Origin of the sequence: Mycolicibacterium sp. ND9-15 (assembly GCF_035918395.1) — a bacterium.
Taxonomy (GTDB): domain Bacteria; phylum Actinomycetota; class Actinomycetes; order Mycobacteriales; family Mycobacteriaceae; genus Mycobacterium.
On the sequence record NZ_CP142362.1, the window covers coordinates 3,684,611 to 3,704,300 of the forward strand.

Genomic DNA, 19,690 nt, shown 5'->3' on the forward strand with positions numbered 1-19,690 from the left:
CCGAGCAGCCGGGAACCGACCAGGGAGATGGATCGTTGACGGTGTGTTCGCCGAATGTCGAACCACATCACAGGAGAGGAACCGACGGTGCGGGAATCCAGCAACCCCGTATTCCGAACCCTGCCGAAGACGCAGGGCGGATATGCGCAATTCGGTACCGGAGCAGCCGGCTACGGTGCACAGGCGGTACACGCCGACCCCTATGTGACCCAGTACCCCGATCAGACGCAGGCCGGTGTCGCCCGGCCGATGACCATCGACGACGTCGTCACCAAGACCGGCGTCACGCTGGCGGTGCTGTCGGCCGTCGCAGTCGTCACCTACTTCCTGGCTTCGGTCAACCCGGCCGTGGCCTTGCCGCTGGCGATGGTCGGCGCGCTCGGCGGTCTGGTGCTGGTGCTCGTGGCCACCTTCGGCCGCAAGCAGGACAACCCCGCGATCGTCCTGAGCTACGCGGCACTCGAGGGGCTGTTCCTTGGTGCCATCTCGTGGGTGTTCGGCAAGAGCGTCGAGATCGCCGGCGGTAGCGCCGGCGCGTTGATCACCCAGGCGGTGCTCGCCACGTTCGGTGTGTTCTTCGGCATGCTGGTCGTCTACAAGACCGGCGCCATCCGGGTCACGCCGAAGTTCACCCGCATGATCGTCGCCGGCCTGTTCGGTGTTCTGGTCCTCATGCTCGGCAACCTCGTGCTGGCGATGTTCGGTGTCGGCGGTGGCGAAGGCATGGGCCTGCGAGCAGGCGGCCCGATCGCGATCGTCTTCTCGCTGGTGTGCATCGGCCTGGCGGCGTTCAGCTTCCTGATCGACTTCGACGCGGCCGATCAGATGATCCGCGCTGGGGCCCCGGAAAAGGCGGCGTGGGGCATCGCGCTCGGCCTGACGGTCACGCTGGTCTGGCTGTACATCGAAATCCTGCGGCTGCTGTCGTACTTCAACAGCGACTAGCAGCCATCACGACGAAGGGCGTCCGCGAAAGCGGGCGCCCTTCGTCGTTCGTCGGAGAGCCAACCAGGTCGCTCAATTTGCGCAACGGCTCGCTTAACGGGTTGATCCCTCGCAAATACGTAGGGCAATCAACCGGTTAAGGGCCGTCGCCAGTCAGGACAGCCGCTCGATCACCATCGCCATGCCCTGACCGCCGCCGACGCACATCGTCTCGAGGCCCAACGTCTTGTCGTGCGTCGTCAGGTTGTTCAGCAGCGTGGTCGTGATCCGCGCGCCCGTCATGCCGAACGGATGGCCGAGCGCGATCGCACCACCCGAGACGTTCAACCGATCCTCGTCCATGCCGAGCTCCCGCGCCGAACCGAGCACCTGGACCGCGAAAGCCTCGTTGATCTCGTAGAGGTCGATATCGCCGATCGACATCCCGGCGTTGGCGAGCGCCTTGCGCGTCGCCTCGATCGGGCCGAGACCCATGATCTCCGGCGAGAGCCCGCTCACCCCGGTCGACACGACGCGCGCCAGCGGTGTGAGCCCGAGTTCGCGAGCCTTGGTGTCCGACAGGATCACCAGCGCGGCCGCGCCGTCGTTCAGGGGGCAGGCGTTGCCCGCGGTCACGGTGCCGTTGGGCCGGAAGACCGGCTTGAGTTGGCTGATCTTCTCGTACGTCGTGCCCGCCCGTGGGCCGTCGTCGGTGCTCACGGTCGAGCCGTCGGGCAAGGTCACCGGGACGATCTCACGCTCGAAGAAGCCGTTCTTGATCGCTTCTTCGGCGCGGTTCTGCGACCGCACACCCCAGTGGTCCTGGTCCTCGCGGCTGATCCCGGTGTGCAGCACGACGTTCTCCGCGGTCTGGCCCATCGCGATGTACACGTCGGGCAGCAAGCCGTCCTCGCGCGGGTCGTGCCATTCCTCAGCGCCCGCGGCCGCCTGATCCGAGCGGCTCATCGCGTCGGAGAACAACGGGTTCTTGCTGTCCGGCCAGCCGTCCGACGTACCCTTCGGGAACCGTGAAACCGTCTCCACCCCAGCGGAAATGAACGCGTGCCCCTCACCGGCCTTGATCGCGTGGAATGCCATCCGGGTGGTCTGCAGCGACGACGAGCAGTAGCGGTTCACCGTGGTGCCCGGCAGGAAGTCGTAACCGAGTTCGACGGCGACCGCCCTGCCGATGTTGAAGCCGGCCTCTCCGGCGGGTTGACCGCAGCCCATGATCAGGTCGTCGATCTCGCGCGGATCGAGGGCGGGCACCTTGTCCAGTGCCGCGCGCACCATCTGTGCGGCCAGGTCGTCGGGCCGCATGTCGACGAGCGAACCCTTGGCGGCGCGGCCGATCGGCGACCGTGCGGTCGCGACAATGACGGCTTCAGGCATAACGTCTCCTCGCATCGTGGGTATCAGGAAAACCTAGCTGGCGGGCATCACGATAGGCGCGGGCACCCCGGTCGAGCGCCGCCACAGCCTGCTCAACCCGCCGACCCGGGCCAGCAGCGCGAAGCCTTCACCCGAGCGCGTCCGCCAGGGCAACTCCGGCGCCGCGGCACCGAGCCAGTCGCTCAACGCATTACACAGTGCAGGCAGCAGCTGGCTGGCAGCCAGCGCGTAACCGGCACCGGACGGGTGGAACATGTCGGGTGAGAAGAGCGCCTCGGGGGTGCTGCGGAAGTGGGGCGTCAGCAGGTCGGCCAGCGGCACCGGTATCCCACCGGCGGACCGAACCGCGGCCGCCTGGGCGCGCGCCAGTCGCAGGCCGCGGCTGCGAGCGACCGCCCGCAGCGGCTGCGGGATCGCGGTGATCACCCCGAAGTCCGGGCAGGTGCCCACCGCCACGACAGCGCCCGCAGCGCGCAACCGGCACACGCCCTTCCCGAGTCGCTGGGCCGACGGCCGGATGCCGTTGGGCCGGGTGATGTCGTTGGCGCCGATCATGATCACCGCGGCGTCGGGCGGCGGCCCGGCGACGAACATCGCGTCGATCTGCCCCGACAGTCCCTTCGATGTGGCCCCGACGATCGCCTTGGTGCTCAGCCGGATCCGCTTACCCGAGATGTCGGCCAGTCCCCGCGCGAGCAGGGCCCCGGGCACCTCCTCGGCGGTGGTGGCGCCGTAGCCGGTCGCCGTGGAGTCGCCGAAGATCATCAGGTGCAGGTCGAAGAGCACGTCGCGGCTCCAGCGCTCGACGGGACCTCCGCCGGGTGCGTACACGCCGTCCGCGCGCGGGGGGATGTCCCACGACTGCGGGATGATGCTGCGAGCCTGATCGGCCTGGCCGACCAGCAGGTTGCGCGCCCCGATGTAGGCGGACCCGATCGAGCCGAGTGTGGCCGCGGCCGCAAAGGCGATGGTGGTCGTCCGTCGCGGTGTGCCCACGACGGCAAGTTTAGGTCTGTTTTCCGGAGGTATCCGCGTGGCGGGAAGCGAACGGGGTCACATTGCGGTATCAAGTCCGGTATCGAATCTGCCTCGCTGATTGTTGATTCGAACGTAAGGTGTCAGGCTAAGGTGCGAGTCAGGCCGAGAAAATTAGGCGTGCTCTGCACTGCAACGTCTTCCAGCGTCGGAAGGGGTGGTTGTCATGACCGCACCGAGCAAGGCGAGTCGTGCCGGCCGCCCAGGCGTATCGCCACTTCAGGCCCGTAAACCACGCAAATTCCCGGTCAGTGACGGGGCGCCGGTCGAGGTGGTCGAGGACGGTCCCAGCCTCGCTGGACGACTCACCTCACTGGCCGCGCTGCTAACTGTTCGGCCGACCCTGGCTATCGGAAGCTACGCTCCGCGGCTGCCGTGGCCATGGGGTCTGATCGATTTCGTGGCCCGTGTCGCGCGCCCGGCGCCCGGTACCGTGCGCGCCACGATCTCTTTGCCGAAATGCACTGCGCAACTCGTCAGGGCGCCCGGTGTCCTGCCCGCTGACGGCAAACGCGGCGTCATTCTCTACATGCACGGCGGGGCGTTCTTGACCTGCGGTGTCAACTCGCACGGCCGGCTGGTGCAGGCGCTGTCCGGCTACGCCGACTGTCCGGTGCTGGTCGTCAACTACCGGATGATCCCCAAGCACTCGGTCGGCATGGCCGTCGACGACTGCTACGACGCGTATCAGTGGCTGCGGCTGAGGGGCTACGAGCCCGACCAGATCGTCCTGGCCGGCGACTCCGCGGGCGGTTATCTGGCGCTCGCCCTGGCCGAACGACTGCATCGGGAAGGCCTGGAGGGCGAGGTGCCCGCGGCGATGGTCGCCATGTCGCCGCTCTTCGAGATCGACAACGAGACCAGGGCCAATCACCCGAATATCCGCAGTGACGTGATGTTCCCGCCGCGGGCGTTTCACGCGCTGGTGGAGCTGGTCAAGGAGGCCGCAGGCAGGAACGTCACCGACGGCAAGCCCGAAGAGGTCTACGAGCCACTCGACCACATCGAGCCCGGGCTGCCCCGCACGCTGATCCACGTGTCCGGGTCCGAGGTGCTGATCAGTGACGCGCGCAAGGCCGCCCGGCGGCTGGCGGCCGCGGGCGTGCCGGTCGAGGTCCGGGTGTGGCCGGGGCAGATGCACGTGTTTCAGATCGGGGCGCCGATGGTGCCGGAGGCGACCCGCTCGTTACGTCAGATCGGCGACTACATCCGAGAGGCCACCTGGTAACCCGAAAAGCCGCCTGACACGATGGAGTCATGCGGATCGCCCGGCACGTCAGTGAGCTCATTGGCAATACCCCCCTGGTACAGCTGAACTCTGTTGTCCCGCAGGGGGCGGGCACGGTCGCGGCCAAGATCGAATACCTCAACCCCGGCGGCAGCTCCAAGGACCGCATCGCGGTCAAGATGATCGACGCCGCCGAGGCCAGCGGCGAACTCAAGCCCGGCGGCACCATCGTCGAACCGACGTCCGGCAACACCGGGGTGGGGCTGGCCCTGGTCGCCCAGCAGCGCGGCTACAAGTGCATCTTCGTCTGCCCGGACAAAGTCAGCGAGGACAAGCGGAACGTGCTGCGCGCCTACGGCGCCGACGTCGTGGTATGCCCGACCGCGGTGCCACCCGACCATGCCGACAGCTACTACAGCGTCTCCGACCGGCTGGTCGGAGAGATCGACGGCGCCTGGAAGCCCGACCAGTACTCCAACCCGATGGGTCCCGAGTCGCACTACGAGACCACCGGCCCGGAGGTCTGGGCCGACACCGATGGCAAGGTCACCCATTTCGTGGCAGGCGTCGGCACCGGCGGCACCATCACGGGCGCCGGACGCTACTTGAAGGAAGTGTCCGGCGGCAGGGTACGGATCATCGGCGCCGACCCCGAGGGTTCGGTGTACTCCGGCGGCAGCGGCAGGCCGTACCTGGTCGAGGGGGTCGGCGAGGACTTCTGGCCGGGGGCCTACGATCCCACGGTGCCCGACGAGATCATCGCGGTCTCGGATGCCGATTCGTTCGAGATGACGCGGCGACTGGCTCGCGAAGAGGCCCTGCTGGTCGGCGGGTCGTGCGGTATGGCCGTCGTCGCTGCGATCAAGGTGGCCGAGCAGGCCGGGCCCGACGCACTCGTGGTAGTACTGTTACCGGACGGCGGAAGAGGTTATCTCTCAAAGGTTTTCAACGACGAGTGGATGTCTTCGTACGGGTTTCTGCGCAGCCGATTGGATGGTTCGGTGGAGGAGTCGACGGTCGGTGAGGTGCTGCGCGGCAAGTCGGGCGCGCTGCCCGACCTGGTGCATACGCACCCCTCGGAAACGGTCCGCGACGCGATCGGGATCCTGCGCGAGTACGGGGTTTCGCAGATGCCGGTCGTCGGCGCCGAACCGCCGGTGATGGCCGGTGAGGTCGCGGGCAGCGTCTCCGAGCGCGAACTGCTGTCCGCGGTGTTCGAGGGGCGGGCCAAGCTCGCAGATGCGGTGGCCGAGCACATGAGCCCGCCGCTGCCGTTGATCGGGGCCGGCGAACTGGTCAGCGCCGCGGCGAAGGAACTGCGCGAGTGCGACGCGGTGATGGTTGTCGAGGAAGGCAAGCCGGTCGGCGTGCTGACCCGCCACGACCTGCTCGGCTTCCTGTCCGACGGAAGTGAACGCGCGGTTCGCTAGCGGTACAGAGCTTGGCGTCGGACAGGTCTGGTGATTGCTTCCGGCCAGAAAACCCTGCCCTAACGCGCTTCTCCGGTAATGTAAGCACGCTTGATCCCAGCTGAAAAACCGACTGGAGACGTCCGATGACCGATCAGCCACCACCCCCGCCGGGTGGTGACCCACCACTGGGCGGCGCCCCGTACCCGCCGACGGCCACCGGCTATCCGCCACCGGCACAACCGCTTCAAGCGCTGCCGACAGAGGCGTACACATCGTGGTTCACCCGGGTGTTGGCGTGGCTTGTCGACTCGATCCCGATCTTCGTGCTCGAAGGCATCGGGTACGCGCTTCTGCTCGGGACGCGGGAAACGGTGTGTATCACCGATAGTCCCGAGTACCGACTGGGCGAGTTCTGCGAGACGGGCGCATCGACGATCGGGCAACTCGCGATCGGTGTCACGTCGATACTTGTTCTAGCGTATGTGATCTGGAACTACGGCTACCGTCAGGGCACCACCGGTTCCAGCATTGGCAAGTCACTACTCAAGTTCAAGGTCGTGAGCGAAAATACCGGTCATCCAATCGGTTTCGGAATGTCCATCGTGCGGCAACTGGCGCATATCATCGACGCCGCGATCTGCTATATCGGTTTTTTGTTCCCGTTGTGGGACGCCAAACGGCAGACTATCGCGGACAAACTCATCAGAACCGTCTGCTTACCGCTGTAGTCAACCGGGAAGGACCCATGTCTGACCAACCGCCTCCTCCGCCGGGAAATACTCCGCCACCGCCCCCCGGCGGTTATCCGCCGCCCCCGCCGCCCGGGGGTTATCCGCCGCCCCCGCCGCCCGGGGGTTATCCGCCGCCCGGGCCCGGTTACCCGCCGCCCGCACCGGGTGGCTACCCGTCGACGGGCGGCTATCCGCCAACCGGCGGTCCGGCTTTCCCCGGCGCGCAGGGGTACAGCGTCGGTGACGCGTTCTCGTGGGCGTGGGCCAAGTTCACCGCCAACGCCGCCGCGCTGATAGTCCCGACGCTCGTCTACGGTCTCGTCATCTTCCTGTTGCAGGTGCTTGTCGGCGTCTTGTCGGCCGCGGTGGATCCGGAGTCGACAAGCTACATGTCCGATGGCGACGGTTTTTCGTTCTCATATGACGTGTCCGGGCCAGCCAGCATCGCGGTCAACGTGATCGGCTGGATCGTGCTGCTGGTCGTCGCTGGGGCCATCCAATCCGCCTACTACAGCGGCATGCTGGACGTCGCCAACGGTCGACCGGTGACCATCGGGTCGTTCTTCAAGCCGCGCAACGTCGGCAACGTCATCGTCGCGGGCGTGATCGTCGGGTTCGTGACCTCGATCGGCTTCGGGCTGTGCGTCCTGCCGGGTTTCATCGTGGCCACCTTCACGATGTTCACCGTGATCGCCCTGCTGGACCGCAACCTGTCGCCGATCGACGCGATTAGGACGAGCTTCGACATCGCGAAGAACAACTTCGGTCAGGTGCTCCTGACGTTGCTGCTGGTCATGGTCATCGTGGCCGCCGGGGCATTGCTCTGCGGCGTGGGGTTGCTCGTGGCGCTCCCGTTGGTGGCGCTCATCGAGGTGTACGCGTACCGCAAGCTCAGCGGTGGCCAGGTCGCCGACCTCAACCCGCAACCCTTGCCGCCCGGTCCACCGCCCCAGGTCCCCCAGCAGTAGCGAAGGCTCATCGGAAGGCGCTGACGCCGGTCAGCGCCTGTCCGATGACCATCTGGTGTACCTCTGAGGTGCCCTCGTAAGTCAGCACCGACTCCAGGTTGTTGGCGTGTCGGATCACCGGATACTCCAGGGTGATGCCGTTGGCGCCCAACAGGGTTCGACATTGTCGGGCGATCTGGATGGCTTCCCGAACATTGTTGAGCTTGCCGAGACTGACCTGCTCGGGCTTGATTGTGCCCTCATCCTTGAGCCGGCCCAGGTGAAGGGCCAGCAACTGGGCCTTGCCGAGTTCGACTGCCATGTCGGCGATCTTGGCCTGGGTCAGCTGGTAGGCCGCGAGCGGTTTGTCGAAGACCTCGCGGGTGCCCACGTAATCGAGCGCGGTCTGCAGACAGTCCCTGGCCGCGCCGACGCTGCCGAACACGATGCCGAACCGGGCCTCCGACAGACAACTCAGCGGTCCCGACAACCCGCGCGCCTCCGGCAGTTTCGCGTCGGCGGGCAACCGGACGTCGTCGAGATGCAATTCCGACGTGACCGAAGCGCGCAGCGACAGCTTGCGCGTCATGTCGGTAGCCGAGAATCCGGGAGTGCCCGCGGGCACGAGAAAGCCGATGATCCCCTCATCGGCTCGGGCCCACACCACCGCGACATCGGCGACCGACCCGTTGGTGATCCACATCTTCGACCCGTTGAGGATCCAGTCCGATCCGTCGCGCTTGGCGGTCGTGCGCATACCCGCGGGGTTCGACCCGAAGTCGGCCTCGGTCAACCCGAAACAACCGATGGCCTCGCCGGTTGCCATCGCGGGCAACCACTTGTCGCGCTGCTCCTCGCTGCCCCAGCGGTGGATCGCGAACATCGCCAGCGAGCCCTGCACTGAGACCAGGCTGCGCAGGCCACTGTCGACGGCCTCCAATTCCTGGCATACCAGGCCGTAGGCGGTCGCGGTCGAACCGCCGCAGCCGTAGCCCTCCAGGTGCATGCCCAGCACACCGAGCTTGCCGAAATCGGCGGCAAGCTCGCGCACCGGCACCACGCCGGTCTCGAACCACTCCGCAATGTACGGCCGTAATCGCTGGTCGCCGAACCGACGCACCGTCTGGCGCAACTCGATGTCCTCGGGTGACAGCAATGAATCCAACTCGAGCAGATCGTCCAGGACGCTCATGGGTCATGTCTACACGCTCGGCACGCGACCCCCGACGGCTAGGCTGAGCAGTGATGAACGAGAACAGAAGGCACGGCCTGTCGACCCACGGCCAGTCCACCAGGGCCATCCACGCCGTCCGACCCGACCTGACCACCGGCGCCGTCAACGCCCCGATCTACGCCAGTTCGACGTTCGCGCAGGACGGCGTCGGTGGATTGCGCGGCGGATACGAGTACGCGAGGACGGGCAATCCCACCCGAGCGGCACTCGAGACCTCGCTGGCCGCGGTGGAAGCGGCCAGCTACGGCCGGGCGTTCGCGTCCGGCATGGCCGCCACCGACTGCGCGCTGCGCGCGATCCTGCGACCGGGTGATCACGTCGTGATGCCCGACGACGCGTACGGCGGCACCTTCCGCCTGATCGACAAGGTGTTCACCAAGTGGGGCATCGACTACACGGCCGTGTCGCTCGCTGACCTCGAGGCGGTGCGCGCGGCGATCACCCCGAACACCCGGCTGATCCTGGTGGAGACGCCCACCAACCCGTTGCTGTCGATCGCCGACATCGCAGGGATCGCGCGGCTGGCTTCGGCTTCGAACACGAAAGTGTTGGTGGACAACACGTTCGCCTCACCGGCGCTGCAGCAGCCGCTGCTTTTGGGCGCCGACATCGTGCTGCACTCCACCACCAAGTACATCGGCGGGCATTCCGATGTGGTGGGTGGAGCGCTGCTGACCAACGACGAGGAACTCGACGCCGCGTTCGCGTTTCTGCAGAACGGTGCGGGCGCCGTGCCCGGCCCGTTCGACTCCTACCTCACCCTGCGTGGCTTGAAGACCCTGGTGATACGCATGCAGCGGCACAGCGACAACGCTGCGGTGATCGCCGAGTTCCTGGACGGTCATCCCGCGATCGAGACCGTGCTCTATCCAGGTCTGCCCGGGCACCCGGGCCACGAGGTCGCCGCCAGACAGATGAGCGGCTTCGGCGGTATGGTCTCGGTGCGGTTGCGCGGGGGAGCGGACGCCGCCCGCAAGTTCTGTTCCCGCACAGAGGTTTTCATTCTCGCCGAGTCGCTGGGTGGGGTCGAGTCGTTGATCGAGCACCCCGGTGCGATGACCCACGCCTCCACGGCCGGTTCCCAATTGGAGGTTCCCGACGACCTGGTACGGCTGTCGGTCGGCATCGAGGATGTCGCGGATCTGCTCGCCGACCTCGAGCACGCGTTGAGCTAGAGGTCAGGACAATGCGGGGCGCAGCGCCGAAGCCGTGACGGCGAGGTTCACGTCGGGCAGCCCGGTCTGGTACTCGTCGACCCAGCTGCCGAGCGCGATCTCGCCTGCCCGGGCGTGCACCCACCGCCACCCGCGGTCATTGAGGCTCAGCAGCGCGCCCAGGCCGTCGACTGCATGCAGCAGGGAGACGATCGCCGCTGTCGACGGCGCCGGCGGTCTGCGGTCGAACAGCGCCGACAGCAGCGCCGAACGCGCTTGGCCGACGCGGTCTCGATTAGTCAGCGGCCACGCGAACTCATGGCCGAATCGCTTGTCCGGTAACGGGATACACCTGATCTGACCGGTCCGCTCCAGGTGTTCGGCGATGTGGCTCTCGGTGTGCTTGGCCAGCCGCTTCAGCGCCGTCCGCGGCCGCAGTGGGCGGCGTTGCAGCAGCTGGAACGCCGGCTCGACGATCGGGTCCATCGACCCCGGTACCGCCAATGCGATCAGGCGGCCGGGTTCCACCGCCTCACCGTCGACCGACGGCCGGATTCGGCACGCATGCGCGAGGTCGAGGAGTACCGCGGCGGACAGCACCCGCTCGCGGCGGTGGCGATCCAGCACCGGCTGCGCGGACGCGTTGTCGAGCAGCAGGAGGAACAGGTCCTCGGCGATCTGCGCCATCAGCGGATGCTAAACCCGCGCGCCGGGGCGCGCATTGGGCAGGTGCGCCGGGGCGCGCATTGGGCAGGTGCGCCGGGGCGCGCATTGGGCAGGTGCGCCGGGGCGCGCATTGGGCAGGTGCGCCGGGGCGCGCGTCAGGCGTGGTACGGCTCGGCCTCGAGCAGCTTCACCTTGACCGTGCTGCCGCTGGGCACCGTGTAGGTGCGAACGTCACCGACCTTCGCGTCGATGAGCGCCTCGCCCAGCGGCGACTGGGGCGAATACACCTCGAGCTTGCCGTCGCTGATGCCCTCCTGGCGGGTGGCGATCAGGAACCTCTCCGTGTCGTTCTCGTCGTCGCCGTACTGGACCTTGACCACCGAGCCCGGCAGCGCGACGCCGGACTGCTTGGGTGCCTCGCCCACCTTGGCGCTGTTGAGCAACTCCTGCAGCTGGCGAATCCGGGCTTCCTGCTGACCCTGTTCCTCCCGAGCGGCGTGGTATCCGCCGTTCTCGCGCAGGTCGCCCTCTTCGCGGCGGTCGTTGATCTCCGCAGCGATGACGGGCCGGTTGGCGATCAGCTGATCGAGCTCCGCCTTCAACCGGTCGTGTGCCTCCTGTGTCAGCCAGGTGACCTGCGTGTCGGTCATGTCGTCGCGCTCCTGTCCTAATCGCTCTCGCGCTTTTCTCGCGTAAGAAGTCTCGTGGTACGGCGCTGGGGAGCTTGACGTGTATTGCCGCGATCGTCGGCGCCTAATCACAGCACCAAATGCAGCAATACACGGCTCCAGCAGGAACCGTGTACCGGACCATGATAGCACCGCAAGGGCGGCTGTTTTTCACGTATTTGCAGTTCGCGGTGATCTCAAGGGGCAACCAGGTATGCCGGCACGTCGGTGCCGCAGCCGTAGATGTCCCCGACGACGGGCTGGCGGGTGGCCTTGACCGGCGCGGTGACTTGCACAGTCTGCTGCGTCGACGGAGGCACCAGCACCTCGCGACGGCCGGTCTCGGCGCCGTCGATGGAGCGTGCCCGCACAATGCAGACCACCGGTTGCGACGGGTCCTTGCGCGTCACCTTGATCGTCACCGACACCGTTTCGTCGTCGACCAGCTGGTATGCGTTCAGCTCACCCTTGACGTCCTCGCTGCCGAACCGTCCGAATGCCACCACCGCCACCGCCACCCCCACCGCCAGTGCGACCACGGTGAACGCGATGGCGGCCCAACGCCGGTGGCGATGGGACAGCTGCCGGCGCCCGTAGCGCGCAGCGGGACGTTCGATCATCTTGTTTCGACGCCCTTTTCCTAGGCTCCTCGTCGGACAGATCTACAGAACTGGAACTATAGGGACTACAAAAAAGCGCCCGCGGGTTGATATTCCCGGAGACGACGAATCGCGATGGTAAGGCAGAGCAGGTTGAGCGAACTGCGGTTGATGGCCGTCCACGCCCACCCGGACGACGAGTCCAGCAAGGGCGCCGCCACGATGGCCCGTTACGTGGACGAGGGTGTCCGCGTGCTCGTGGTGACGCTCACCGGTGGCGAGCGCGGCGACATCCTCAACCCGGCGATGGACCTGCCCGAGGTGCACGGCCGGATGGCCGAGATCCGCCGCGACGAGATGGCCAAGGCCGCCGAGATCCTCGGCGTCGAGCACCACTGGCTGGGGTTCGTCGACTCGGGGCTCCCCGAAGGTGACCCGCCCCCGCCACTGCCCGAAGGCTGCCTGGGCGTGGTTCCCCTCGACCAGCCGACCGAGTCGCTGGTGCGCGTCGTCCGCGAATTCCGACCACACGTGATGACGACGTACGACGAGAACGGCGGCTACCCGCATCCGGATCACATCAGGTGCCATCAAGTCTCCATGGCGGCCTACGAGGCCGCCGGTGACTATCGCCTGTTCCCCGAAGCCGGTGAGCCGTGGAACGTCCGCAAGCTGTACTACACCCACGGCTTCCTTCGGCAACGGATGCAACTGTTGCAGGACGAGTTCGCCAAGTACGACGAGGTGGGCCCGTTCGAGAAATGGCTCAAACACTGGGATCCCGATCACGACATCTTCGCCAAGCGGGTGACCACGCGCATCGAGTGCGCCAAGTACTTCGCCCTGCGCGACGACGCGCTGCGCGCACACGCCACCCAGATCGATCCGAACGGGGACTTCTTCCGCGCCCCGATCGAATGGCAGCAGCGGCTCTGGCCGACCGAGGAGTTCGAGTTGGCCCGCTCCCGCGTGCCTGTGACGCTGATGGAGGACGACTTCTTCGCCGGAATCGAGGAATGATGAACCTCATGCTCGCCGTCGGCCTGTTGGCCCAGGACCAACCCAGGGACACCGGGCCCGAGTTCGGTAAGGCCAGCCCGGTCGGGCTGCTGATTCTGGTGCTGCTGCTGATCGGGACGTTCCTGCTGGTCTGGTCGATGAACCGGCAGCTGCGAAAGGTGCCGAAGTCGTTCGAGCCACAGAACGAGGAACCGGATTCGGCCGGCGAGCCGCCGACCGAGCCCGAGGCGCCGAGCGAATCCGACGTGCCGCCCGACGGGACGAAACGTGAGCCCGGCGGCTAACACGCTCGCTCGGGCCACCAGCCCCTATCTGCGTCAGCACGCCGACAACCCGGTGCACTGGCGCGAATGGACGCCTGAGGCGCTGGCCGAAGCCGTCGCCCGCGACCTGCCGATCCTGCTGTCGATCGGCTACGCGGCCTGCCATTGGTGCCATGTGATGGCGCACGAGTCCTTCGAGGACCACCAGGTCGCCGCGGCGATGAACGACGGCTTCGTGTGCATCAAGGTCGACCGTGAGGAGCGACCCGACCTCGACGCCGTGTACATGAACGCGACGGTCGCGTTGACCGGGCAGGGCGGCTGGCCGATGACCTGCTTCCTCACCCCCGACGGCAAGCCGTTCTTCTGCGGCACGTACTACCCGAAACCCACCTTCCTGCAACTGTTGGCCGCGGTGGCCGACACCTGGCACAACCGGCGCAACGAGGTCGAGGAGGCGTCCGACAAGATCACCGACGAACTGCGGTCCATGGCCTCCGGGCTGCCGGGCGGCGGACCGCCGCTGCAACCGGCACTGTGCGACCACGCCGTCGCCGCGGTGCTGCAGGACGAGGACGTCGCGCGCGGCGGATTCGCCGCCAATCCGGCAGGGGCGCCGAAGTTCCCACCGTCGGCGTTGCTGGAGGCGCTACTACGCAGCCATGAGCGCACCGGTGACATCATGCCCATGGAGGCCGTGGAGCGAACCTGCACCGCGATGGCCCGCGGCGGCATCTACGACCAGCTGGCCGGTGGGTTCGCCCGCTACAGTGTCGACGCGTCCTGGGTGGTGCCACATTTCGAGAAGATGCTGTACGACAACGCGCTGCTGCTGCGGGTCTATGCACACTGGGCGCGACGCACCGCAAACCCGTTGGCGCACAAGGTGGCAGCGGAGACAGCCGGGTTCATGCTCGACGAACTCGGCGCCGACGGCATGTTCACCTCGTCGCTGGACGCCGACGCCGACGGGGTGGAAGGCCTGACGTACGTGTTCACTCCCGCGCAGCTGAGCGAAGCGCTCGGTGGGGACGACGGACGTTGGGCGGCAGAGCTTTTCGTTGTGACCGCAGCGGGGAGCTTCGAACACGGCACCTCGGTGCTGCAGCTGCCGCGCGACCCCGACGACGCCGAACGCTTCGCCAGGGTGCGGTCGGCGCTGCTGGCGGCCCGGCTCACCCGGCCGCAACCCAGCCGAGACGACAAGGTCGTCACCGCGTGGAACGGGCTCGCGATCACCGCGCTCGCTGAAGCCGGCGTTGCGTTGGACCGGCCCGAACTCCTCGACGCCGCAACGAAATGCGCGCGCGCCATCTGGGGCTTGCACCTGGTTGACGGCAGGTTGCGTCGGGCCAGCCTCGGCGGTGCGGTCGGCTACAGCGCAGCGATCCTCGAGGACCACGCGGCGCTGGCCACCGGCCTGCTGACCGTCCATCAGATGACCGGCGAGGTCGAATGGCTCGACGCGGGAATGACATTGCTCGACATCGCGCTCGCCCACTTCGCCGACACCGACCGCCCGGGTCGATGGTTCGACACCGCCGACGATGCCGAGGTGCTGATGGTGCGGCCCGCCGATCCCCTCGACGGCGCGACCCCGTCGGGTGCGTCGCTTATCGGCGAGGCACTGCTGATCGCGGCTCACCTCGCTCCCGCCGAGCGGGCCGGCCGCTACGCCGCGACCGCCGAAGCCACCCTGGCCGCAGCCACGCCGATCCTGACCCGGCTGCCGCGCTCGGGCGGGCACTGGCTCGCCGTCGCCGAAGCCGCCGTGCGCGGGCCGCTGCAGATCGCGGTGGCTTGCGACAGTTCGGATTCGGAGCTGTTGGCCGCGGCGCGCCGGTTGGCGCCGGGCGGCGCCGTCGTCGTGGGCGGAGCGGTGAACTCGTCGGAGCTGCTGGTCGACCGCGATCGCGTCGATGGCGCCGATGCGGCATACGTGTGTCGCGGGCGCACATGCGACCTGCCGGTCACCACCGCATCGGAACTTGCCGCCGCCCTCGGCACGCGCGTGTAGCGTTCTGCGCATGTCGACGCCCGATGACAACGCCAAGACCGTCGCCCGCTACCTCGAGCTGGCCGCCCTGGGCAAGGCCGACGACATCGCCGAGCTCTATGCCGACGACGCCACCGTCGAGGATCCCGTCGGCGGTGAGGTACACATCGGCCGCACGGCGATCCGGGGCTTCTACGACGCGCTTCCCACGATGGGCGCCCAGGCCGACGTCGTCACGCTGCGCGCGCTCGGCAACGAGGTGGCGTTCTACTGGGCGCTGACCGTCGACCTCGGCGACAACAAGATGCGCATCGAGATCATCAGCGTGATGACCTTCGACGAAGAGGGCAAGATCGCCTCGATGAAGGCCTACTGGACCCCGGAGGACGTCACCCAGCTCTGAGGGATTTCGGTGCGGAAACAGTCGCGTGGCGACAGGTAGCGCACCGAAACCACTAGAAGACGGCGAACCACATCGCGATGTAGTGGCAGATCGCGGCCACGGCGGTGCACGCGTGGAAGAACTCGTGGTGGCCGAACGTCGTCGGCCACGGGTTGGGCCACTTGAGCGCGTACAGCACGCCGCCGATGCTGTAGAGCGCGCCGCCGACGATCAACAACACCAGCGCGGCGATTCCGGCGCCGTTCATGATCGGGCCGACGAACCACGCCGCCACCCAGCCGAGCAGGATGTAGAGCGGTACGCCCACCCACCGCGGGGCCGACGGCCAGAAGCACTTGAGCAGCACCCCGGCTATCGCACCGCCCCAGACGATCCAGAACAGCACCATCCCGTCGGTCTGCGGCAACGCCAGCAAAGCGAACGGCGTATAGCTGCCGGCGATGAAGACGAAGATCATCGAGTGGTCGAGACGCTTCATCCACTTGCGCGCGGTATCGGACTTCCAGGTGGTCCGGTGGTAGGCGCCGCTGACGGCGAACATCGCCACGATGGTCAGCGTGTAGATCAACGTTGCGATGCCCGCGCGCGTGGACTCCACCGACCACGACACCGACACCAGCGTGGCGCCGCAGATCGCGGCTATGACGGCCGCATAGACGTGGATCCAGCCACGGGCGCGCGGTCTGCCGATGAAACTGGCGACACCGTCGACGACGGCTTCCGGGAAGTCTTCCGCCGGCTGCGGCTCGGGGGGCCGGCCGGAATCGGTGGCGTCGACGGATCGGGTCATGTCACCTCCACTATTGCCATGGGGGGTTGGGGAACCTCACAGTAGTCTGGATCTTCGTGGAGCTTATTCCCCGACGTCTCAAGGAGCCGGCCTACCGGCTCTACGAGATGCGGTTGCGCCAGGAGTTGGTGCATGCCAAATCCCAACTGCCCCGGCATATTGCCGTGCTGTGCGACGGCAATCGCCGATGGGCACGTGACCTTGGCCACGATGACGTCAGCTACGGCTACCGGATGGGCGCCCGCAAGATCGCCGAGATGCTGCGGTGGTGCCAGGAAGCCGGCGTCGAGATGGCCACGGTCTATTTACTGTCCACCGAGAACCTGCAGCGCGCACCGGACGAGCTGTCCTCTCTGATCGAGATCATCACCGATGTCGTCGAGGAGATCTGCGCGCCGGCGAACCACTGGAGCGTGCGCACGGTCGGCGACCTGGAGCTGATCGGCGAGGAGTCCGCCCGTCGGCTGCGTGGTGCCGTCGAGTCGACGCGGTCGGAGGGTCCTGCCCAGACTTTCCATGTGAACCTGGCCGTCGGCTACGGCGGGCGCCAGGAGATCGTCGACGCCGTCCGCCAACTGCTCGGCAAGGAACTGGCCAACGGCAAGACCGGTGAACAGCTGATCGAGGCCGTCACGGTCGACGCGATCTCGGAAAACCTCTACACCTCCGGGCAACCCGACCCGGATCTGGTCATTCGCACGTCGGGGGAGCAGCGGCTGTCGGGGTTCCTGCTGTGGCAGAGCGCGTATTCGGAGATGTGGTTCACCGAGGCGTACTGGCCCGCGTTCCGGCGGGTCGACTTCCTGCGGGCGCTGCGCGATTACACCGCGCGCCACCGCCGGTACGGAACCTGATGCGACGCCGTCGTTGGTGAGACACTGAAGACGTGGCTGCGCTGTCAGCGGTGGTTTTCGCACTCAGCTGGTGGTTGGGCCTGTACCTGCTGGCCCGCGACCCGCGTAAACCCGTGCTGGTCTTGGCCGCGATCGGACTGACCAGCTTCGCGGCGGTGGTCGCGCTGGACGCCGTTCGGACCATCAGCGGCGCCGACGTGCTCAGCCGCATCGAGGTCTACCTGGTCGCGGTGCCGGGCATCGCGTGGTTCGCGGTCCTGCTCGAGCTGTCCCGGCCGCGCGACACCTGGCGCAGTCGTGCGGGCGAGATCGGCTTGGTCGCCGCCGTCGCCGGGGCTGCGTTCGTCGGCGCCGCCATGGCGGGAAGCGTCGACGGGCCGCTACGGCTGGGCCACTGGGTGATGTTCGCCGCGGTCTCGCTGTCGTCGTTGGGGGCGATGGTCAACGCGGTGCTGCACCGGTCCCAGCCGGGCCCGGTGGTGGGCTTCGTCGTGATTGCGACGTTGTTCTTCGTGCTGGGCAACGCGATCCTCGTCATCCCGCTGGGATTGGTGCCGAGCTGGTTGGCGTTGGCCTCCACCGGCTTCGACGTGGCACTGCTCGGTGTGGCGGTCGCGATCGGGGACGCGTTCGACGAGGGGCAGGCGTTGCGCGCCGACATGCTGCGCTCGTTCGCGGCGACGGCCGTGGTGGCGGTGCTGTTCGGCGGACAGGCCTTGATCGGCCTGGCCGTCACCGGCCACGACACCGCGTTGACGGTGCTGCTGTTCACCAGCTTGGCGATCGCGATCGCGATCAACGTGCTCGCCGACCCGTTGGCCGGCACGCTCGATCGGTTGGCGTTCTCGCGGTCGCCGGCCCTGCGCGCCGATCGGGCGGCACTGCGCAGCACCGAGGCGGCGCTGCCGCTGCGCAAGGACAACCCGCTCGACGGCGTCGACGAGAACGCCTTCGCCCGCCTCACCCGCCGCGCACTCGGCCACTACGGCGACCTCTCCAAGCTGATCGCCAGCCCGCTGACCCGATTGCCGATCATCGACGAGCGGTTGGCGTCCCGCGGAGCGCCGGATCAACCCCTGGAGCGGGCGGCCGAACTCAAGGCGCTGCTGGCCGATCGCATCAACCGGCTCAAACCGCGCGACGGTGGCGAGTTCGGCACGACCGAGGAATGGCGCCACTACAACTCGCTGTACTTTCCGTACGTCGCGGGGGTGCGAGCCTACGCGCAGAACGCAACGGCCGCCGGGCTCGATCCGGTGGCCCGGCAGGCCTGGCAGTGGTTCGTCACCGAGGTACCGCAGCGGTCGCTCCACAACTGGCAGAACGCCGCCGCAAGGATGATCGCCGCCGATCTGCGCGGCAACCTGGTGGCGGCGCAGGACTGAAAACGTCTTGACCTGCGGTTGGCATTAGTTGGCAGCGTTCGGCGTCGATCTGGCAGCGGTATCCGAGCACCGTCGGTGACATGACCACCATCACCAACCGCTCCGTCCGCGACAGCGATGCGCTGCTGCGGTTCGCCCTGCGCGCCGACGCGACGTTATGCGGCGCGGTCGGTCTCGTTATCGCAATGGCCGCCGACCCGCTCTCGCGGGTGACCGGTCTGTCCGCCGCCAGCGAGTGGATCGCCGGCGCCGCGCTCGTCGGCTACGGCGCGGCGCTGTTCCTGGCCGCCGGGGTGCCCGACGTCCGGCGCGTCGGTCAAGGAGTGCTCGTCGGCAACGTCGTGTTCGCGGTGGCCGTCGGCGTCGTGCTGGTCGAGGGCTGGTTGCCGCTCACGGGGTTCGGCGCCGCAGGCACGGTCGCATTCACCGCGGCCACGCTCGCCTTCGCCTACGCCCAGTACCTCGGGGTCCGTCGGCTCGACGTGGCCTCCACATGACTGGTCCGGAGCCGCCGTTGTAAGAGGTTGCGGCGTCGGCTCCGGAACGGTTCCCTCACCCCCACATGAAAGGAAGCGCTATGTCCGTCATCTCCACACCGAGGCTCCGCGAGTCCAACGACTCGTTTCTGCGCTTCGCGCTGCGGGCCGACGCCGCCGCCAGCGGACTGATGGGTCTGGCCGGTATCCCACTCGCGGGCTGGCTGGCGCGGACATCGGGTACTCCGGTCGCCTTCGAGTACACCGTGAGCGGTGTCTTCATCGCCTTCGCGGTTGGTGTATTCGCGTTCGCCGCCAGGCCATCGGTGAGGGCCACCGGCATCGTGATCGCCGTCGGAAACTTCGCGTATGCGGTCGCCACCGTCGTGTTCGTGCTCGCCGATGTCTTCCCACTGACGACCGCCGGCGTGCTGCTCACGTTGGCTACCGGCGTCTATACGTTGATCATGGCCGAGCTGCAGTACCAGGGCATACGTCGTATCACGGCCTGAG

The 19,690-nt window shown here is 67.4% G+C and carries 21 protein-coding genes; 14 read left to right on the plus strand and 7 right to left on the minus strand.

The features are described from left to right. Positions 1–87 precede the first annotated feature (87 nt). Positions 88–945, plus strand: coding sequence for a Bax inhibitor-1/YccA family protein (locus QGN32_RS17515; RefSeq protein ID WP_326545576.1), 858 nt, complete (start codon positions 88–90; stop codon positions 943–945). Positions 946–1,098: 153 nt separating this feature from the next. Here QGN32_RS17515 and QGN32_RS17520 read toward each other — a convergent pair whose 3' ends face one another. Together QGN32_RS17520 and QGN32_RS17525 are read right to left on the minus strand one after the other, a co-directional pair. Beyond that, positions 1,099–2,316: an acetyl-CoA C-acetyltransferase gene (locus tag QGN32_RS17520; protein WP_326545577.1), complete on the minus strand. Its 1,218-nt coding sequence runs from the start codon at positions 2,314–2,316 to the stop codon at positions 1,099–1,101. 33 nt (positions 2,317–2,349) lie between these two features. Continuing rightward, positions 2,350–3,312, minus strand: coding sequence for an SGNH/GDSL hydrolase family protein (locus QGN32_RS17525; RefSeq protein WP_326545578.1), 963 nt, complete (start codon positions 3,310–3,312; stop codon positions 2,350–2,352). 205 nt (positions 3,313–3,517) lie between these two features. Between QGN32_RS17525 and QGN32_RS17530 the strand changes: the two genes are divergently transcribed. The 4 genes from QGN32_RS17530 (at position 3,518) to QGN32_RS17545 (ending at position 7,690) form a co-directional block, all read left to right on the plus strand. Beyond that, positions 3,518–4,579 (plus strand): alpha/beta hydrolase fold domain-containing protein, encoded by a 1,062-nt coding sequence (locus QGN32_RS17530; RefSeq protein ID WP_326545579.1) that lies wholly within the window; start codon positions 3,518–3,520, stop codon positions 4,577–4,579. 29 nt (positions 4,580–4,608) lie between these two features. Beyond that, positions 4,609–6,009 carry a cystathionine beta-synthase gene (locus tag QGN32_RS17535; RefSeq protein ID WP_326545580.1) on the plus strand — a complete coding sequence of 467 codons (1,401 nt, stop codon included), beginning with the start codon at positions 4,609–4,611 and terminating at the stop codon, positions 6,007–6,009. Positions 6,010–6,134: 125 nt separating this feature from the next. After that, on the plus strand, positions 6,135–6,719 hold the full coding sequence (locus QGN32_RS17540; RefSeq protein ID WP_326545581.1) for an RDD family protein: 585 nt from the start codon (positions 6,135–6,137) through the stop codon (positions 6,717–6,719). A 17-nt stretch (positions 6,720–6,736) separates the two neighbouring features. Then, positions 6,737–7,690 (plus strand): hypothetical protein, encoded by a 954-nt coding sequence (locus tag QGN32_RS17545; RefSeq protein ID WP_326545582.1) that lies wholly within the window; start codon positions 6,737–6,739, stop codon positions 7,688–7,690. 7 nt (positions 7,691–7,697) lie between these two features. Here the strand turns inward: QGN32_RS17545 and QGN32_RS17550 are convergent, their stop codons facing one another. Beyond that, positions 7,698–8,861, minus strand: coding sequence for an acyl-CoA dehydrogenase family protein (locus QGN32_RS17550; RefSeq protein WP_326545583.1), 1,164 nt, complete (start codon positions 8,859–8,861; stop codon positions 7,698–7,700). A 53-nt stretch (positions 8,862–8,914) separates the two neighbouring features. Here QGN32_RS17550 and QGN32_RS17555 point away from each other — a divergent pair, with 53 nt between their 5' ends. Beyond that, complete coding sequence (locus tag QGN32_RS17555) at positions 8,915–10,078, plus strand: cystathionine gamma-synthase (protein ID WP_326545584.1); 1,164 nt, start codon at positions 8,915–8,917, stop codon at positions 10,076–10,078. 3 nt (positions 10,079–10,081) lie between these two features. Here the strand turns inward: QGN32_RS17555 and QGN32_RS17560 are convergent, their stop codons facing one another. The 3 genes from QGN32_RS17560 to QGN32_RS17570 all read right to left on the minus strand — a co-directional run bounded on the left by QGN32_RS17560 (position 10,082) and on the right by QGN32_RS17570 (position 12,011). Continuing rightward, on the minus strand, positions 10,082–10,744 hold the full coding sequence (locus tag QGN32_RS17560; protein ID WP_326545585.1) for a GOLPH3/VPS74 family protein: 663 nt from the start codon (positions 10,742–10,744) through the stop codon (positions 10,082–10,084). 134 nt (positions 10,745–10,878) lie between these two features. Continuing rightward, positions 10,879–11,373, minus strand: a complete 495-nt coding sequence (gene greA, locus QGN32_RS17565; RefSeq protein ID WP_326545586.1) for a transcription elongation factor GreA — start codon at positions 11,371–11,373, stop codon at positions 10,879–10,881. A gap of 215 nt (positions 11,374–11,588) precedes the next feature. After that, a complete protein-coding gene (locus QGN32_RS17570) occupies positions 11,589–12,011 on the minus strand; it encodes a DUF4307 domain-containing protein (RefSeq protein WP_326545587.1) in 423 nt (140 codons plus the stop codon). A 132-nt stretch (positions 12,012–12,143) separates the two neighbouring features. On the opposite strand from QGN32_RS17570, the gene mca reads away from it, so the two are divergent. The 4 genes from mca to QGN32_RS17590 are packed head-to-tail and all read left to right on the plus strand — an operon-like array spanning position 12,144 to position 15,672. After that, entirely contained in the window at positions 12,144–13,010 is an 867-nt protein-coding gene (mca, locus tag QGN32_RS17575) for a mycothiol conjugate amidase Mca (protein WP_326545588.1), read from the plus strand. Continuing rightward, the gene (locus tag QGN32_RS17580; protein WP_326545589.1) at positions 13,007–13,294 is read left to right on the plus strand and encodes a hypothetical protein; all 288 of its coding nucleotides are present in this window, start codon (positions 13,007–13,009) and stop codon (positions 13,292–13,294) included. Before mca ends, QGN32_RS17580 begins: the two co-directional genes overlap by 4 nt. Then, a complete protein-coding gene (locus tag QGN32_RS17585) occupies positions 13,278–15,290 on the plus strand; it encodes a thioredoxin domain-containing protein (RefSeq protein WP_326545590.1) in 2,013 nt (670 codons plus the stop codon). Before QGN32_RS17580 ends, QGN32_RS17585 begins: the two co-directional genes overlap by 17 nt. A gap of 10 nt (positions 15,291–15,300) precedes the next feature. After that, positions 15,301–15,672, plus strand: coding sequence for a nuclear transport factor 2 family protein (locus QGN32_RS17590; protein WP_326545591.1), 372 nt, complete (start codon positions 15,301–15,303; stop codon positions 15,670–15,672). A 52-nt stretch (positions 15,673–15,724) separates the two neighbouring features. On the opposite strand, the gene trhA is transcribed toward QGN32_RS17590, so the two are convergent. Continuing rightward, positions 15,725–16,462, minus strand: a complete 738-nt coding sequence (gene trhA, locus QGN32_RS17595) for a PAQR family membrane homeostasis protein TrhA (RefSeq protein ID WP_326545592.1) — start codon at positions 16,460–16,462, stop codon at positions 15,725–15,727. A 56-nt stretch (positions 16,463–16,518) separates the two neighbouring features. Between trhA and QGN32_RS17600 the strand changes: the two genes are divergently transcribed. The 4 genes from QGN32_RS17600 (at position 16,519) to QGN32_RS17615 (ending at position 19,689) form a co-directional block, all read left to right on the plus strand. Continuing rightward, complete coding sequence (locus tag QGN32_RS17600; RefSeq protein WP_326545593.1) at positions 16,519–17,316, plus strand: (2Z,6E)-farnesyl diphosphate synthase; 798 nt, start codon at positions 16,519–16,521, stop codon at positions 17,314–17,316. A 32-nt stretch (positions 17,317–17,348) separates the two neighbouring features. Beyond that, positions 17,349–18,701, plus strand: coding sequence for a hypothetical protein (locus QGN32_RS17605; protein WP_326545594.1), 1,353 nt, complete (start codon positions 17,349–17,351; stop codon positions 18,699–18,701). Positions 18,702–18,781: 80 nt separating this feature from the next. Further along, a complete protein-coding gene (locus tag QGN32_RS17610) occupies positions 18,782–19,198 on the plus strand; it encodes a hypothetical protein (protein ID WP_326545595.1) in 417 nt (138 codons plus the stop codon). A gap of 80 nt (positions 19,199–19,278) precedes the next feature. Beyond that, positions 19,279–19,689 carry a hypothetical protein gene (locus QGN32_RS17615; RefSeq protein ID WP_326545596.1) on the plus strand — a complete coding sequence of 137 codons (411 nt, stop codon included), beginning with the start codon at positions 19,279–19,281 and terminating at the stop codon, positions 19,687–19,689. Position 19,690 lies beyond the last annotated feature (1 nt).